The following is a 16,257-nucleotide window of genomic DNA, read 5'->3' on the forward strand; positions in this document are numbered from 1 at the left end:
TTCGCCGGCAGGCCGGTGTCCATCCGGTCTTCCGGGGCGGCAGCTCGGTCACGGGCCATAGGCCCGAAGATGCCGCCCGGTTCGGCCGATGGTGCGCCGTCAGTGTATCGTTTGCGAATGCTCGCCGCCGGGTTGCGATATGCCGCTTAGCGCTTCACCTGCTGTCGCCGTCTCGCTGTTAGTGGCGAGGTCGCCCAGCGAAACGATGCCGACCAGGCGCTTGTCGCGATTAAGCACCGGCAACCGGCGCACTTTCAGGTCAGCCATGTGGCGCAGAACATCCTCCGCGTCTTCGTCATCGAAGCAATACCTGACCTCGGTACTCATCACTTCCCGCACCTTGGCGTCAGGTGTCTTGCCTTGGGCGACGCCGCGGATTGCGATGTCGCGATCGGTTATCATGCCGACGAGCCGGTCGTTCTCGCCCACCGGCATCGCGCCGGCATCGAGGCGCGCCATCATTTCTGCCGCATCGCGCAGGGTTTGCTGCGGATTGGCGATCTCGACGTCCTTTGTCATGCAGTTGCCAACTTTCACTTTAACCTCCTTTGGTTGCAGGGTCCGCCGCCGAATTGCATGATGGAAGGGTGAATGAGCGCCAGCGCAAAACGTTCCATGGCAAGACCCGTTTCGAGCGCTTCGCCGAGATCACCCTGCCATCCTCCACCCCGACCGCCCTTCAGGCGGTCGGCCCGGGAAAGGTCGGTTCCGAAGGAATTTCGGACGGGGTGCCGGGAGGAATCTCAATCGGCTCCTGGTCCGGCGACGGAACAGGATCAGGCGAAGGCGGCGGTACGCCTGGAGGTTCACCCGGCGGAGTCTCCGGCGGGGTGGGCGGCCGAGCTGGCTCCGGATTGGGATTGTCCGGCAGCGGATTCGGGTCGTTCGGATCGGGATTGTTCATCGATCACTCCCTGAAGTCTGTTCTTACCCGAGAGTTACGGCTTGATCTCCGCGGCGAGCGCCGATCATGGCGTTGCCAGCGGCGGCGAACAGGCACTCCTGTCTTAAACCAAGGGGAAGCAAAAGCGTTCCCGCACCCGACGCCAAGCGCGGCGCCAAAGCTATCGGGGCGGTCCCATGCTGGCGTACATTCCGTTGGTGCGGAATTGCGTCGGGTTGATGCCGTAGAGGCGGCGGAAGACCTTCGAAAAATAATTGGCATCCTCAAAGCCGCACATGATGGCGACCTCCTTCACCGGCAGGAAATCGGCTTTCGTCAGCAACTTCGCCGCGCGCTGCAGTCGCTGCTGCAGCACGAATTCGGCAGGTGGAAGACCCTCACTCTCGGCGAAGCAGCGCGAGAAATGCGCACGGCTCAGCCCGCTGATTTCGGCCAGATCGGCAACACGGAGCGGCCTGTCGAGATTGGCCTTGACGTGGTCGATGACCGGTTGCATGGCGCTCTTTTCGTCGGTGACGGCATGCGAGCCGAAGACATCGTCGTAGAGCGCCATGGCTGCTTCATAGGCGACGGCCGAGGCGGCTCCAGACGAGACCGCTCCCGTGATCAGGCGCACGCTGCAATCGGCGAGATGATCGATCGTCGATGGCTGCAGCCGTAGCACCGGACCGACGGCGGCAAGGATCGACTTGTGGATGCGCAGCGCCTCCTCGCCGTTCATTGATATCCAGAAATATTCCCAGCGGTCCCCCTTGGCCAGCCAGTAACGATGGTTGTGCGGCACGAGAACCAGCAACGTATCGCCCTTTTGCAGGCGGTAGTTGCGGTTCTCATAGCGCAATTGGCCGGTACCGCTGATCGTATGCTGGAGTACCGTAAACGGCGTCTGGCCGCGCTTGCGCCCATCCCAGTCGTAGACCTCGTTTTCGCGCACTTCATAGCCGGTGCTTGTCGGCATGGTGTGCAGGCGCTGGCGGCCGCGCGGCAGCGATACCGTCCTGCCCGCCGGCCCGGTGTCGATCAAGTTCCGCAGCACAAAATTACCCCTGAAAGCATAATCCTTCTCTGGTCCCTTGCTGAATTAGGCGCATAATCCCCTGAGAAAAGCAAAAGAAACTGCGGTCAAAGAGCGGACGGGAGGAAGTGCCGGATTCCAGCCTGCATGCCAGGGCAGGTGGGCCAGGCCTCTTTTCACCGCCTTTGCCCTTACATTCGATCAGGTCGAGGTGAGACTGATGAGTTTCAAGATCGCTATCATCGGTGCGGGAAGCGTCGGGTTCACCAAGAAGCTGTTCACAGACATTCTATGCGTTCCTGAATTCAGGGATGTCGAATTCGCGCTGACCGATCTCAGCGAGCACAACCTCCAGATGATCAAGTCGATCCTCGACAGGGTCGTCGAATTCAACAGGCTGCCGACCAAGGTTACGGCAACGACCGACCGTCGTGCTGCCCTCGAGGGTGCCCGCTACGTCATCAGCTGCGTTCGCGTCGGCGGTCTCGAAGCCTATGCCGACGACATACGCATTCCGTTGAAATATGGCATCGACCAGTGTGTCGGCGACACAATCTGCGCCGGCGGCATTCTTTACGGCCAGCGCAATATCCCGGTAATCCTCGATTTCTGCAAGGATATCCTCGAAGTCGCCGAGCCCGGCGCGAAATTCCTGAACTACGCCAACCCGATGGCCATGAACACCTGGGCGGCGATCGAATACGGCAAGGTCGATACTGTCGGCCTCTGCCACGGTGTCCAGCACGGCGCCGACCAGATCGCCGAGGTGCTCGGCGCCAAGTCGCGCACCGAGCTCGACTACATCTGCTCCGGCATCAATCACCAGACCTGGTTCATCGACCTGCGTCTCAACGGCCGCAAGATCGGCAAGGACGAGCTGGTAGCCGCCTTCGAGGCGCATCCGGTCTATTCGCAGCAGGAAAAGCTGCGCATCGACGTCCTGAAGCGCTTCGGCGTCTATTCGACCGAAAGCAACGGCCATCTTTCCGAATACCTGCCCTGGTACCGCAAGCGGCCGGACGAAATCACCCGCTGGATCGACATGTCCGACTGGATCCACGGCGAGACCGGCGGCTACCTTCGTTATTCGACCGAAACGCGCAACTGGTTCGAAACCGAGTTCCCGCAATTTCTGGAATCCGCCGCGAGGCCGATCGACCCCGCGAAGCGCTCCAACGAGCACGCCAGCCACATTCTCGAGGCGCTGGAGACGAATCGCGTTTATCGCGGCCATTTCAACGTCAAGAACAATGGCATCATCACCAACCTGCCGCAGGATGCGATCATCGAGTCGCCCGGCTTCGTCGACCGCTTCGGCATCAACATGGCCGCCGGCATCGCGCTGCCGGAGGCCTGCGCCGCCACTTGCATTTCCTCGATCAACGTCCAGCGCATGTCGGTTCATGCGGCAATCTCCGGCGATATCGACCTGCTGAAGCTCGCGGTCCTGCACGACCCACTGGTCGGCGCGGTTTCGACCCCGGAAGAGGTTTGGCAAATGGTGGACGAGATGGTCGTCGCCCAGGCCCGCTGGCTGCCGCAATATGCCGATGCGGTGCCGGCCGCGAAGGAACGGCTTTCGAAATCCAGGGTCAAGACCCGAGAATGGGCCGGTGCGGCACGGCGCGACGTCCGTTCGATCGAGGAATTGCGTGCGGAAAAAACGGCTCTCAAGCAGGCCGTCTGAATTTCATCGGGACGGATTGCGGTAAAGTTTCGGAGGGATTTTCGGCGCCGCACCGTCTGCATAGCGTTCGAGGAGAAATGGAGCGGCGTCAACGCGCTCCTGAACAACAGGGAGGAGAGACGATGAGGAATTTTCGAAACATTGGCATTCTCGCAGGGCTGGCGCTTGGCGTCTCGGCCTCGGCGCTGAGCGCATATGCATCCGAGCCGACCGTGCCGCCGGTGCCCGCGCAATTTCCCGCCGAGGGAAAGATCAAATATGTCGCGCGCGACTCCATCCTGGAGTTCAAGGCACTTCCAGAATACCACGAACCCGATTGGGTCACCGACAAATACGTCAAGCAAGGCAAGCTGCCGCCGGTCAAGGACCGGCTCCCGAAGGAGCCGCTGGTCTTCAAGACCGGCAACATGCCGGACGGCGTCGGCGTCTACGGTGACACGATGCGCCATGTCATCGGCGGCCGGCCGGAGGGCTGGAACTACGGCGCGGGGCAGACGCAAGGCTGGGGCGGCATCGACATCGGCCTCTCCGAATGCCTTACGCGAACGGCCCCGCTTTTCCAGGTCGAAGCCAAGGACACCGAGCCGCTGCCGAACCTCGCCAGGGGCTGGGACTGGTCGAAGGACGGCCACACGCTGACGATGCATCTGGTCGAGGGCGCGAAATGGTCGGACGGCGTTCCGTTCAACGCCGACGATGTGATGTTCTACTGGGACGACGAGGTGATCGACCCCAATGTCTCGCCGCTGAACGGCGCCACGCAGGAGACCTTCGGCGTCGGCACGACGCTGAAGAAAATCGACGACTACACCGTCGAGTGGACCTTCAAGGACGCCTTTCCGAAGCAACACCTCTACGCCATGGCTTACGGCAAGTTCTGCCCCGGACCGTCGCACATCCTCAAGCCGCAGCATCCGAAATACTCGAAGAACACTTACGAGCAGTTCAAGAACGCGTTCCCGCCGGAATATATGAACATGCCCGTGATGGGTGCCTGGGTGCCGGTGGCATACCGCCCCGACGACATCATCGTCATGCGCCGTAATCCGTACTATTGGAAGGTCGACGAGAAGGGCAACCAACTGCCGTATCTCAATGAACTGCACTACAAATTATCGACCTGGGCCGACCGCGACGTTCAGGCGGTGTCGGGGGCGGCCGACATCTCCAATCTGGAGCAGCCGGAGAATTTCGTCGCCTCGCTGAAGCGGGCGGCGCAAAAGGACGCGCCGGCCCGGCTTGCCTTCGGTCCGCGGCTGATCGGCTATAATCTGCGGATGAACTTCTCCGCCAACGGCTGGGGCAATCCCGACGAGCGTGGGCAGGCGGTTCGCGAGCTGAACCGCAACGAGGATTTCCGCAAGGGCGTTACCATGGCGCTCGACCGCAAGGCGCTCGGCGACTCGCTGGTCAAGGGTCCGTTCAACGCCATCTATCCGGGCGGCTTCTCCTCGGGTACGAGCTTCTACGACCGGAAGTCGACGGTCTACTACCCCTTCGATCTCGAAGGCGCCAAGGCGGAACTCGCCAAGGCAGGCCTGAAGGACAGCGACGGCGACGGCTTCGTCAATTTTCCTGCCGGCACCGCCGGCGGAAAGAATGTCGAGATCGTGATGCTCGTCAACAATGACTACACCACCGACAAGAGCCTCGCGGAGGGCGTCGTCGGCCAGATGGAGAGGCTAGGTCTTCGCGTTGTCCTGAACGGGTTGAACGGCGTCCAGCGCGACGCGTCCATGTATTCTGGCCGTTTCGATTGGATGGTCAGGCGCAATGATGAGGAGCTCACCTCGGTCGTACAGAACACCGAGCAACTGGCGCCGATCGGCCCACGCACAAGCTGGAACCATCGCGCTCCGGAAAACGGCCAGGTCGATCTGATGCCGTTCGAGAAGGACCTCGTCGACATCGTCAACAAGTTCGTCTCGGCGCAGGACAACGACGAGCGCGCCAGCCTGATGAAGCAGTTCCAGAAGATCTCGACGCAACACGTCTATACCGTCGGGCTGACCGAATATCCTGGCGCGCTGATCATCAACAACCGCTTCTCCAATATCCCGCAGGGAACGCCGATCTTCATGTTCAACTGGGCCGAAGATTCGATCATTCGTGAAAGGGTCTGGGTCGCTGTCGACAAGCAGCAGAAATATGAACTGTTCCCCGAACAGCTTCCCGGAAAGCCCGGCGACAAGGGTCCGACGAACTGAGTTTCCTCCCCTGACTTGAAAATTCCCGGCCGCGCTGCTGGCGCGGCCGGGACAAAGCCAGCGGCAAGGGGATAACTGAAACCGAGCGAGGAGAGAAACGGCCGATGCTGCGATTTCTGCTTATGCGCATAGCATCCGCATTACCGGTTCTCGCCATTTTGAGCGTGGTTACCTTCGCGATCATCCAGGCCCCGCCGGGCAACTATGCCGACTACATCCGCTTGCAGCTCATCAACCAGGGTGGAGCCTCCTTTGCCGAGGCCGATGCGCAGGCGAAGGCTTATAGCGTGGAGCATGGCCTCGATAAGCCGGTTCCGCTCCAATACCTGAACTGGATCGCCGGCATCGTCACCCGCGGCGACTTCGGCTACAGCCTGTATTACAACAAGCCCGTCGCCGACGTGGTGGGCGAGCGGCTGCCGCGCACGCTGCTGCTTGCGCTTGTCTGCCATCTCTTGGCTTCGGTGCTGGGCATCGGCTTTGGCATCTGGGCGGCGACCAGACAGTACAGCTGGATCGACAGTACGCTGTCAGCGATTTCCTTCCTCGGCATGACGGTGCCGCGCTTCCTGATGGCGCTGATCATCGTCTACCTGCTGGTCTTCCAGTTCAATGTGTCCGAGATCGGCAGCTTCTTTTCGCCGCAATTTGGCGGGGCGCCGTGGTCCTGGGCGAAGTTCGTCGATCTCGTCCGGCATGTCTGGCCGGTTGTCGCCATCGCCACCTTTGGCGGGCTCGCCTACAACATGCGGGTGATGCGCGGCAATTTGCTCGACACGCTGAACGCGCAATATGTCGAAACCGCTCGCGCCAAGGGTCTCAGCGGTGGTGCGGTCGTGATGCGCCATGCGGTGCCCAATGCGCTGCATCCGCTGGTCATGTATCAGGGCGTGGTGCTGCCCTATATGCTGACCGGCGAGATCGAGACTGCGATCATCTTTGCCCTGCCGACCGTCGGCCCGGCGATCGTCGGTTCGATGGCGGTTGGCGACGTCTATGTCACGGCGACCTTCATGATGGTGCTGTCGGCGACGCTGATCGTCGGCAACATCATCGCCGACATGCTGCTCGTCATGCTCGATCCGCGTGTGCGCCAATATGCAGGGTCCTGAGATGCTTGTGTTCGAGCCCTCGCTGCCGCCACTTGCCGAGGAGCCGGCCAAGATCAAGCCGCGCGGCAATGAGAGCTACATCGCACTCGTCTGGCGCCGCCTGAAACGGTCCTGGACCGGCATGGCCGGGCTCATCCTGGTCGCGTTTCTGGTGCTGCTGGCGGTGTTTGCCGACTTCTTCGCACCGATGGATCCCAAGGTGACCGATGTCGGCTTCGCCCCGCCGCAGATGACGAGCTTCCATGACAAGGACGGCAACTTCGTCTTCCAGCCACGCGTCTATGCCCTGGCGGATTCGGAAGACCTCGACCCGGTTACCTTCCAACCCGTCGTCGGGCCGGACTACGACCATCCGCGGCTGCTCGGCTTCTTCGTCAAGGGAGCGGAGTACAGACTGCTCGGCCTGCTTCCCGCGAACCGGCACTTCTTCGGCTCGACCGACGGCCAGCCGGTGCACTTCCTTGGCACCGACAAATTCGGCCGCGATGTGCTGGCTCGTGCGATTTATGGTTCGCGCATCTCGTTGATGATCGCATTGACCGTGGTTTTCATCGTCACCGTGATCGGCACGACGGTCGGCATGGTGTCGGGTTATTTCGGCGGCACATTCGATGTCTGGGTCCAGCGCTTCGTCGAACTGGTGCTCGCATTTCCGCAATTGCCGCTTTATCTGGCGCTAACGTCGCTGGTTCCGGTGACGGCGCCGACAAATGTCTTCCTGGCCTTCGTGATCGTCGTCATGTCGGCGCTTGGCTGGGCGCAGATGTCGCGCGAGGTGCGCGGCAAGACCCTGGCGCTGGCGCGAATCGACTACGTCCGTGCGGCGATGGCGGTCGGCGCCACGGATGGCCGCATCATCATGCAGCACATTTTCCCAAACGTGATGAGCCACGTGATCGTTGCCGTCACATTGGCGATCCCCAGTGTCGTCCTGCTCGAATCCTTCCTCGGTTTTCTCGGCTTCGCGGTGAAGCCGCCACTGATCTCCTGGGGGCTGATGCTGCAAGACACCGCCACCTATTCGGTCATTGGCACCTATCCCTGGATCCTCTCGCCGGTCGGCTTCGTGCTTGTCACCGTCTTCGCGTTCAACGCGCTTGGCGACGGACTGCGCGATGCAGTCGATCCTTATTGACGTGACATGATGCAACACGCGCTCGTCAAATCTTTCGCACCGCCTGTCCGGCTCGACCATGATGGACGTTCGGAAAACCCGGTCATCGATGCCCGCAACATCGCCGTCGATTTCAAGGTCGAGCACGGCATGGTGGAAGCGGTCAAGGACATCTCCTTCCAGCTCTATCGCGGCGAGACGATCGCCATTGTCGGCGAGTCCGGATCGGGCAAGTCGGTGACGGCGCGCACCGTCATGGGACTGTTGTCGAAGCGTGCGGTCGTGTCGCCGAAATCGACCGTCGAATACAATGGGGCGAACATCCTGAAATTTTCCGAGCGTGCCCGGCGCAAACTGCGCGGCGACCGCATCTCGATGATCTTCCAGGAGCCGATGAGTTCGCTCAACCCGATCTACACGATCGGCAGCCAGATCGTCGAGGCGATACGGGTGCATCGCAAGATGAGCCGCAGGCAGGCCGAGGCAAGGGCGCTCGAGCTGCTGCAGCAGGTGCAAATTCCTGAGCCCCAGGCGCGGCTGAAGCAGTATCCGCACCAGCTTTCCGGCGGTCAGCGCCAGCGTGTGATGATCGCCATGGCGCTGGCCAACGATCCGGACGTGCTGATCGCCGATGAGCCGACGACGGCGCTCGACGTGACGGTTCAGGCGCAAATCCTCAATCTCATCCGCAACCTGCAGAAGAAACTGCGCATGGCGGTGATCCTGATCACGCACGACCTGACCGTGGTGCGGCAGTTCTCCGACTATGTCTACGTCATGCAGCATGGGGAGATGCGCGAGCACAATGTGACGGAGAAGCTGTTCGCCAATCCGCAGCATCCCTACACATGCCACCTGCTTGCCTCCGAGCCGCGCGGCCAGGCAAATCCGTTGCCGGAAGGCGCCGACGTCATTCTTGAGGCCAAGGGTGTGCGCGTCTCCTTCATGCTGCGGCACGGCACGTTCATGAAGCCGGATCTGCGCGAACTTGTCGCCGTCGACAGCCTCGGCCTGACCCTCCGGCGGCACGAGACGCTGGGCCTCGTCGGCGAATCCGGATCGGGCAAGACCACGTTCGGCGAGGCGTTGCTCAGGCTCAACACCACGGACAGCGGCGAGATCTATTTCGATGGCCAGCCGATCCATGGCTGTTCGCGGGCGCAGATGCGGCCGCTGCGGTCGCGCATGCAGGTCGTCTTCCAGGACCCGTTCTCGTCGCTCAACCCGCGCATGACGATCGGCCAGATCATCGAGGAAGGGCTTGTCGTCAACCGCATCGGCGCCACGAGGAACGATCGGATCGAGCGGGTGCGCGAGGCACTGATCAGCGCCGGCATGCCGGGCGATATCCTGTCGCGCTTCCCGCACGAGTTTTCCGGCGGCCAGCGCCAGCGTATTGCGATTGCCCGCGCCGTCGCGCTCGAACCGGAATTCATCGTACTCGACGAGCCGACATCGGCGCTGGATCTCTCGGTCCAGGCGCAGATCATCGAACTGCTGCGCAAGCTGCAGCGCGAACGGGGCCTGAGCTACATCTTCATCTCGCACGATCTCAAAGTCGTGCGGGCGCTGTGCCATCGCGTCATCGTCATGCAGCACGGCCGGATCGTCGAAGAGGGGCCTGTCGACGAAGTCCTGTCCCATCCCAAAACCGCTTACACCGAACGGCTGGTCAAAGCCGCTTTCGAGGTAGCCTGATTGTTATGCCGGAGGTTATTGTGGCAAGAAATCCCAAGGTCGCTTTCATCGGAGCTGGCTCGACGGTGTTCATGAGGAACATCGTTGGTGACATATTGCAGCGTCCGGCTTTATCCGGCGCGACGATCGCACTGATGGACATCAATCCGCAAAGACTTGAAGAAAGTGCAATCGTCGTCGGCAAGTTGATCTCGACGCTTGGCGTAAAGGCCAAAGCCGAAACCTATTCGGACCAGCGCAAGGCGCTGGCGGGCGCCGATTTCGTCGTCGTCGCCTTCCAGATCGGCGGCTACGAGCCCTGCACGGTCACCGACTTCGAAGTTCCGAAGAAATACGGGCTGCGCCAGACCATCGCCGATACGCTCGGCGTCGGCGGCATCATGCGAGGCTTGAGAACCGTGCCGCATCTGTGGAAGATCTGCGAAGACATGCTCGCGGTCTGCCCGCAGGCTATTATGCTGCAATATGTCAACCCGATGGCGATCAACACCTGGGCGATCGCGGAGAAATACCCCGACATCAAGCAGGTCGGCCTCTGCCATTCGGTGCAAGGCACGGCAATGGAGCTGGCGCATGATCTCGACATTCCCTACGAGGAGATTCGCTATCGCTCGGCCGGCATCAATCACATGGCCTTCTACCTGAAGTTCGAGCATCGCCAGCCGGACGGCACCTATCGCAACCTCTATCCGGATCTGCTGCGCGCCTATAGCGAAGGGCGGGCGCCGAAGCCGGGGTGGAACCCGCGCTGCCCGAACAAGGTGCGCTACGAGATGCTGAAGCGCCTCGGTTACTTCGTCACTGAAAGCTCCGAACATTTCGCGGAATACACGCCCTATTTCATCAAGGACGGGCGCGAAGATCTGATCGAGAAATTCGGTATCCCGCTCGACGAGTATCCGAAGCGCTGCATCGAGCAGATCGAACGCTGGAAGGGGCAAGCGGAAGCCTATCGCTCGGCTGACAAGATCGAAGTGGAGCAGTCGAAGGAATATGCGTCCTCGATCATGAATTCGGTCTGGACCGGCGAGCCGTCGGTGATCTACGGCAATGCCCGCAACAATGGCTGCATCACGTCATTGCCATATAATTGCGCGGCCGAGGTGCCGTGCCTCGTCGACGCCTCCGGCATTCAACCCACCTTCATCGGCGACCTGCCGGTGCAGCTTACTGCGCTAATCCGCACCAATATCAACGTCCAGGAGCTGACGGTCCAGGCGCTGATGACCGAGAACCGCGAGCACATCTATCACGCGGCGATGATGGACCCGCACACGGCGGCTGAGCTCGACCTCGACCAGATATGGTCGCTGGTCGATGATTTGCTGGTTGCGCATGGCGATTGGCTGCCGGCCTGGGCGCGCGGAGCGCGCAGGGCTGTCTATTTCACTCGCCTATGCCGACCATAAAGCCCGCTTTGAAAGCGGCGCGGCGTTGCCGGCCGATGTCTCGAAATCGAAGAGCTTCTGCGTCACCAGTGCAGCCGCCCCTCTTGCCCAGGAATTGTCCTCCCAGCCCAGCAGCATTGGCGGTGCTTGTCGAAAGGTGTTTTGCCCGAGCATCACCCGCATCGGGCCAAACAGCGCGTCGCCAAACGATACCGCTTCACCGCCGACAACAATGACCTCCGGGTCGGTGATGTTGACAAGATTGGCGAGATGCCGGCCGATGCCACGTCCGGCTTCTTCGAGAATGGCGACGGCTCGCGGTTCGCGGTCTGCCAAGGCTGCCATAAGGGTCGCTTTGCAATCCGCTTCGTCGTGCCCGGTGGCTTCGCGCCAGGTGCGCAGGATCGCCGGCTCGGCGTAATAGGCCATCAGGCAGCCGCGTTTTCCGCACTCGCAAAGGCGGCCGTTCTCCTCATAGGAGGTGTGACCGAATTTGCCGGCAGCGCCGTTCGCGCCGCGATAGAGTTTGCCTTCGAAGACGAGCGCACAGCCGATCCCGACACCGATCGCCAGCACCGCCATATTGCGGTGCTGGCGTCCGAGGCCGAAGAGTTGCTGGGCAATGGCATAGGCATTGGTGTCGTCCTCAAGCCACACGGGGACGTCCACCCGTTCGGCCAGCATCGGGCCAAGGGGAACGTTGTCCCAGTTGTAGCGATTGCTGCGGATACACACGGCCTTCTGGTTGTCTATAACGCCAGGCATTGAAACGCCGATCCCGGCAAGCTTGGCGCCGGGCCGATCGACAATCGCAATCAGCTCCGGCACCGCCTTGGCCAACGCCTTTGTAATACGATCGGGATCGCTGTCCGAGAGCTTGACGCGCATGGAACCCAGCGGATTGGTCGCAAGATCGGTGACCACGCATTCGACCGACCCGACCATCAGCTTGAAACCTATGGCGAGGCCGTTTGCGTAGTTGATATCCACCGGGATAGGGCGGCGCCCGGCCGAGCCCACGACTGTCTTGCCCTCGATCAGCAGGCCATCCTCGATGAGGTCCGCCACGACGAAGGTGACGGCCGCCGGACTGAGGCCGGTAACGGACGCTATGTCGGCCCGGCTGCGCGGACCCTCCTGCCGCAAGAGATTGAGGATCAGTCTCCGGTTCATCGCCCGGGTCGTGCTCGGGTCACCCTTGAGCTTCACGGATTTATTCCTTAATTTTGTAAATTAATTATTGCCCCTCGATCAAACATATGCGTAAGTTTGCCCAACTGTTCAACACCCGAACCGATCGAGCAGGCGCTTGCGCCGCATATCTGCCGTTGCACCGGTTATGTCCGCTATTACGAGGCCGTTCGTGACGTGATCCTGAGCACGCCCGGGCTGGTACAGGGCTGAGGCGCGATGATGAGGCGCCCCTGGATATTCCGCCTGCCGCGCTTTCTAATTCTCGGTCTGGCGGTCACTGTGATCGCAGCGCTGGCGGTCTTCCTCGGCCTGTTCGAAAAGAGCGCCGTCAGCGCGGTGGTCGATAGGCCGTTGTCAGCCGAGGAGATGCAAAAATTGGCTCCGCAGGGCCGGTATCTTGCCCAGGCGGCCGATTGCGCCGCCTGTCATACGGCGCCGGGCGGCGCGCCCTTCGCCGGCGGTCTCGCCTTTGCCATGCCCTTCGGCACGCTCTACGCCTCCAACATTTTCGCCGAACAAAGAGACCGGCATCGGCGCCTGGACCCGGGCCGACTTCCATCGCGCCGTCCGCGACGGCCTCGGGGCGCATGGCCGGCATCTTTATCCGGCCATGCCCTATACGTCCTATCGGCGGCTCACGGAGGCAGATGTCGATGCGATCTACGCCTTCCTGATGACACGCGAGCCGATCCGGCAGGCGAATCGGGCGGGCAGCTTTCCGTTCCCCTATGTCCGCCGGTTCATGACCTTCTGGAACCTGATTAATCTTCCCTCCCGAACGGTTGCCGAGGACGCGGCCAAATCGCAGGACTGGCATCGCGGACGCTATCTGGTTGATGCACTCGGCCATTGCGGCGAATGCCACACGCCACGCGATTTCACCATGGCCACGATCCCGAGCCGATATCTCCAGGGCGCGCGGATCGACAATGTCGACGCACCGGACATCACCACGGCCAGTCTGGCGCGGTTCGGCTTCGACCGCGACGGTCTCGCCGCTTACATGCGCGCCGGGCTTGGGCCGGAGGGGGTGATGAGCTTCGGCATGTTCGACGTGGTGCACAATTCGACACGGCATCTGGACGAGGCGGACGCCAAGGCGATGGCGACCTATCTGATCGGCGAGGCGGCGTCCGCACCCGAACCCGGCAAGCCGTCTGCCGCGACCGAGGCTGCCGCCGGCCGACGCGTCTATGTCGAGGCCTGTTCCGGCTGTCATGGCCTGAACGGCGAAGGCACGCCGCATGTCGCGCCGGCAGTGACCACCAATGTGTCGCTGCGCCTGCCGAGCGCCCACAATTTGCTGGTAATCGTGCTGGACGGCCTTCCGGCTCGCATCTATCCGCACGGCGAAGCGCGGCAGGACATGCCGGGCTTTCGTGAACTGCTGACCGACCAGGAAGTCGTGGATCTCGGCAATTACTTGCGCGTCAAGTGGGGCGGGACCAGTCCCGACATTACGCCGCAAAGCGTCGCGGACGTGGCAAAACGAAACTGAGTAAGCCTGATCCTGGAAGTCGACCGGTATCGGCAGCTCACAGGCTGGTATCGCCATTGCCGTTGCTCACATTCGATGCCGGCAGCTACACTACCGTTTCGACCATCGAGATCGATGGCGGCATCTCGTTTCATCGTTGTGAGCGCCATGAATTTCGACATCCCCGTCCGCACCGAGGCCTTCCGCAGCCGGATCGCCGATTTCGTCGAGCGCGAAATCCTGCCGCTCGAGGCAGACAAGGCTTCCTATGACGGCCATGGCAACATCGCGCTGCCGCTGCTCGAAACGCTGCGGCCAAAGGCGAAGGCGGCTGGCCTGTGGTGCCTGCAGTTGAAACCCGAGACTGGCGGGGCGGGCCTTTCCAAGGTGGATATAGCTGTCTGCTATGAGGCGATGAACCGCTCGATCTTCGGTCCGGTCGTGTTCAATTCCGCGGCTCCCGACGACGGCAACATGATGGTGCTGGAACGGTTGGGGACGCCGGAGCAGAAACAGAGATGGCTGAAGCCGATCGTCGATGGCAAGGTGCGCTCGGCTTTCGCAATGACGGAACCGCATCCGGGCGGCGGGTCGGACCCGTCGATGATCATGACCAGAGCCGAGCGGCGCGGCGACAGATATGTCGTCAGCGGCCGCAAATGGTTTATCACCGGGGCGCAAGAGGCGAGCCATTTCATCCTTGTCGCACGCACCTCGGACGATCCGCGTCACGGCCTTTCGGCCTTGCTGTTCCACAAGGACCAGCCGGGCTGGCGGATCCTGCGGCGCATCGAGATCATGGGACCGGAAGAACATGGCGGCCATTGCGAGCTGGAATTCGACGGGCTTGAAATCCCGGTCGAGGACGTGCTTGCCGGCGAAGGCAGCGGCCTCAGGGTTACCCAGGTCCGGCTCGGTCCGGCGCGGCTCACCCATTGCATGCGCTGGCTCGGCCTTTCCAAGCGCTGCGTCGAAATCGCGCGCGCTTATGCCGCCGAGCGTAGCGGCTTCGGGCAGCTTTTGGCCGACCGCGAGAGTATCCAGCTGTTGCTCGGCGACCTTGCCATGCGCATCGAGATCGGTCGCTTGCTGGTGATGAAGGCGGCCTGGGAGCTCGATCGCGGTGGCTTTGCCCGCAAGGAGGTTTCCATGGCCAAGATCCAGGTCGCCAATGTGCTGCATGACGCCGCCGACGTGGCGATCCAGATCAACGGCGCCCGCGGCTATTCGAAAGACACTGTGCTCGAATGGATCTACCGCTATGCCCGCCAGGCTCGCCTGGTCGACGGCGCCGACGAGGTTCACAAGATGGTGCTCAATCGCTTCCTCAACGAGGAAGGTACAGGCTTCTGGCGCTGGCATGTCGAAGCCGGCACGCAAGATGACACAGGTCGCAGCGGGAACGGCTGAGCCGGCAATGAGGACGGATTTCGATCCAACGCGCCTGGAGGATTTTCTGAGAGCGCATTTTGGCGATGGCCAGATGTCGCTTGAGCGGATCGTCGGCGGCCAATCCAATCCGACCTATTTCGTCGACTATGGCGGCCGCCGCATGGTGCTGCGCAAGAAACCTCCGGGACCGATCCTGCGCGGCGCTCATGCCGTCGATCGCGAATACAGGGTGATCGAAGCGCTCGCGGAGACAGAGGTGCCGGTGCCGCGGCCGGTGCTCTTTCACGACGGCGACGAGCCGCTTGGCACGCCGTTCTATCTGATGCAGCGGCTCGACGGCCGGGTGTTCCACGATGGTGCGTTGCCGGGACTGGCGCCGGACGAGCGGCGCGGCATCTATTTCGGCATGGCCGAGGCGCTGGCAAAGCTGCACGCAGTCCGGCCGGAAGAAGTCGGGCTCGGCGATTATGGCCGTCCCGGGAACTATTTTGAGCGACAGATCGCGCGCTGGACCAGACAGTTGCGGGAATCGCCGAGCGAGCGCATCACCGCGCTCGAAGCCGTCGCCGAATGGCTGCCGCGACATCTTCCGCCAGATGACGGCCACGTCTCGATCGCGCATGGCGACTTCCGTTTCGGCAATCTCATCTTCCATCCCGAGCGGCCCGAAGTGATCGGCATACTCGACTGGGAGTTATCGACGCTTGGCAATCCGCTTGCCGATCTCGGCTTCTGCTCGATGCCCTGGCATTCCTCGCCTGACGAATATGGCGGCATCCTCGGCCTCGATCAGGCCGCGCTGGGGATTCCGACACAACGCGAATTCCTCGATCATTACTTCGCCCACGCCGTGCCGACGGCGCCGCTGCAACGGTTCCATCTGGTGTTTGCCATGTTCCGCTTTGCGGTGATCTTCGTCGGCATCGCCGACCGCGTGCTGGCCGGCAGCGCGGTTGCGGCCGATGCGGCGGATGTGGCACCGCTGGCCGGCCATTTCGCTGCACGCGCCATGGAAGTCATCGACGGCGCGCGGCCCTGGTGAGGAGAGGCTGGCAATCGGCTGAGCGAG

The 16,257-nt window shown here is 62.0% G+C and carries 12 protein-coding genes; 9 read left to right on the forward strand and 3 right to left on the reverse strand.

Features of this window, described 5'->3' with window-relative positions; genetic code table 11:
* Nucleotides 1-99: 99 nt before the first annotated feature.
* Together NKJ93_RS13410 and NKJ93_RS13415 are read right to left on the reverse strand one after the other, a co-directional pair.
* Nucleotides 100-537 (reverse strand): CBS domain-containing protein, encoded by a 438-nt coding sequence (locus NKJ93_RS13410; RefSeq protein ID WP_352524889.1) that lies wholly within the window; start codon nucleotides 535-537, stop codon nucleotides 100-102.
* 527 nt (nucleotides 538-1,064) lie between these two features.
* On the reverse strand, nucleotides 1,065-1,862 hold the full coding sequence (locus tag NKJ93_RS13415; protein ID WP_352589639.1) for an AraC family transcriptional regulator: 798 nt from the start codon (nucleotides 1,860-1,862) through the stop codon (nucleotides 1,065-1,067).
* Between the two features lie 277 nt (nucleotides 1,863-2,139).
* Here NKJ93_RS13415 and NKJ93_RS13420 point away from each other — a divergent pair, with 277 nt between their 5' ends.
* The 6 genes from NKJ93_RS13420 (at nucleotide 2,140) to NKJ93_RS13445 (ending at nucleotide 11,146) form a co-directional block, all read left to right on the forward strand.
* The gene (locus NKJ93_RS13420) at nucleotides 2,140-3,606 is read left to right on the forward strand and encodes an alpha-glucosidase/alpha-galactosidase (RefSeq protein WP_352589501.1); all 1,467 of its coding nucleotides are present in this window, start codon (nucleotides 2,140-2,142) and stop codon (nucleotides 3,604-3,606) included.
* 122 nt (nucleotides 3,607-3,728) lie between these two features.
* Entirely contained in the window at nucleotides 3,729-5,813 is a 2,085-nt protein-coding gene (locus NKJ93_RS13425; RefSeq protein ID WP_352589504.1) for an ABC transporter substrate-binding protein, read from the forward strand.
* A 104-nt stretch (nucleotides 5,814-5,917) separates the two neighbouring features.
* Nucleotides 5,918-6,925 carry an ABC transporter permease gene (locus NKJ93_RS13430; RefSeq protein WP_031194486.1) on the forward strand — a complete coding sequence of 336 codons (1,008 nt, stop codon included), beginning with the start codon at nucleotides 5,918-5,920 and terminating at the stop codon, nucleotides 6,923-6,925.
* 1 nt (nucleotide 6,926) lies between these two features.
* Nucleotides 6,927-8,060 (forward strand): ABC transporter permease, encoded by a 1,134-nt coding sequence (locus NKJ93_RS13435; RefSeq protein ID WP_352589508.1) that lies wholly within the window; start codon nucleotides 6,927-6,929, stop codon nucleotides 8,058-8,060.
* A 9-nt stretch (nucleotides 8,061-8,069) separates the two neighbouring features.
* On the forward strand, nucleotides 8,070-9,737 hold the full coding sequence (locus tag NKJ93_RS13440) for an ABC transporter ATP-binding protein (RefSeq protein ID WP_352589643.1): 1,668 nt from the start codon (nucleotides 8,070-8,072) through the stop codon (nucleotides 9,735-9,737).
* 20 nt (nucleotides 9,738-9,757) lie between these two features.
* Nucleotides 9,758-11,146 (forward strand): alpha-glucosidase/alpha-galactosidase, encoded by a 1,389-nt coding sequence (locus NKJ93_RS13445; RefSeq protein ID WP_352589511.1) that lies wholly within the window; start codon nucleotides 9,758-9,760, stop codon nucleotides 11,144-11,146.
* Here the strand turns inward: NKJ93_RS13445 and NKJ93_RS13450 are convergent.
* On the reverse strand, nucleotides 11,132-12,334 hold the full coding sequence (locus NKJ93_RS13450; protein WP_352589513.1) for an ROK family transcriptional regulator: 1,203 nt from the start codon (nucleotides 12,332-12,334) through the stop codon (nucleotides 11,132-11,134). The genes NKJ93_RS13445 and NKJ93_RS13450 overlap by 15 nt on opposite strands.
* 595 nt (nucleotides 12,335-12,929) lie before the next feature.
* Here NKJ93_RS13450 and NKJ93_RS13455 point away from each other — a divergent pair.
* The 3 genes from NKJ93_RS13455 (at nucleotide 12,930) to NKJ93_RS13465 (ending at nucleotide 16,230) form a co-directional block, all read left to right on the forward strand.
* Entirely contained in the window at nucleotides 12,930-13,817 is an 888-nt protein-coding gene (locus NKJ93_RS13455) for a c-type cytochrome (protein ID WP_352589516.1), read from the forward strand.
* A 147-nt stretch (nucleotides 13,818-13,964) separates the two neighbouring features.
* Complete coding sequence (locus tag NKJ93_RS13460; RefSeq protein ID WP_352494541.1) at nucleotides 13,965-15,206, forward strand: acyl-CoA dehydrogenase family protein; 1,242 nt, start codon at nucleotides 13,965-13,967, stop codon at nucleotides 15,204-15,206.
* Between the two features lie 7 nt (nucleotides 15,207-15,213).
* Nucleotides 15,214-16,230, forward strand: a complete 1,017-nt coding sequence (locus NKJ93_RS13465; protein ID WP_352589519.1) for a phosphotransferase family protein — start codon at nucleotides 15,214-15,216, stop codon at nucleotides 16,228-16,230.
* Nucleotides 16,231-16,257 lie beyond the last annotated feature (27 nt).

The organism is Mesorhizobium sp. M0028, from assembly GCF_040323855.1.
GTDB lineage: Bacteria > Pseudomonadota > Alphaproteobacteria > Rhizobiales > Rhizobiaceae > Mesorhizobium.

Bases quoted from the DNA above. Each gene is read 5' to 3' on its own strand.
- NKJ93_RS13415 (WP_352589639.1), bottom strand. From the start codon at position 1,862: ATGCCGACAAGCACCGGCTATGAAGTGCGCGAAAACGAGGTCTACGAC.
- NKJ93_RS13420 (WP_352589501.1), top strand. From the start codon at position 2,140: ATGAGTTTCAAGATCGCTATCATCGGTGCGGGAAGCGTCGGGTTCACC.
- NKJ93_RS13425 (WP_352589504.1), top strand. From the start codon at position 3,729: ATGAGGAATTTTCGAAACATTGGCATTCTCGCAGGGCTGGCGCTTGGC.
- NKJ93_RS13430 (WP_031194486.1), top strand. From the start codon at position 5,918: ATGCTGCGATTTCTGCTTATGCGCATAGCATCCGCATTACCGGTTCTC.
- NKJ93_RS13435 (WP_352589508.1), top strand. From the start codon at position 6,927: ATGCTTGTGTTCGAGCCCTCGCTGCCGCCACTTGCCGAGGAGCCGGCC.
- NKJ93_RS13440 (WP_352589643.1), top strand. From the start codon at position 8,070: ATGCAACACGCGCTCGTCAAATCTTTCGCACCGCCTGTCCGGCTCGAC.
- NKJ93_RS13455 (WP_352589516.1), top strand. From the start codon at position 12,930: ATGCCCTATACGTCCTATCGGCGGCTCACGGAGGCAGATGTCGATGCG.
- NKJ93_RS13460 (WP_352494541.1), top strand. From the start codon at position 13,965: ATGAATTTCGACATCCCCGTCCGCACCGAGGCCTTCCGCAGCCGGATC.
- NKJ93_RS13465 (WP_352589519.1), top strand. From the start codon at position 15,214: ATGAGGACGGATTTCGATCCAACGCGCCTGGAGGATTTTCTGAGAGCG.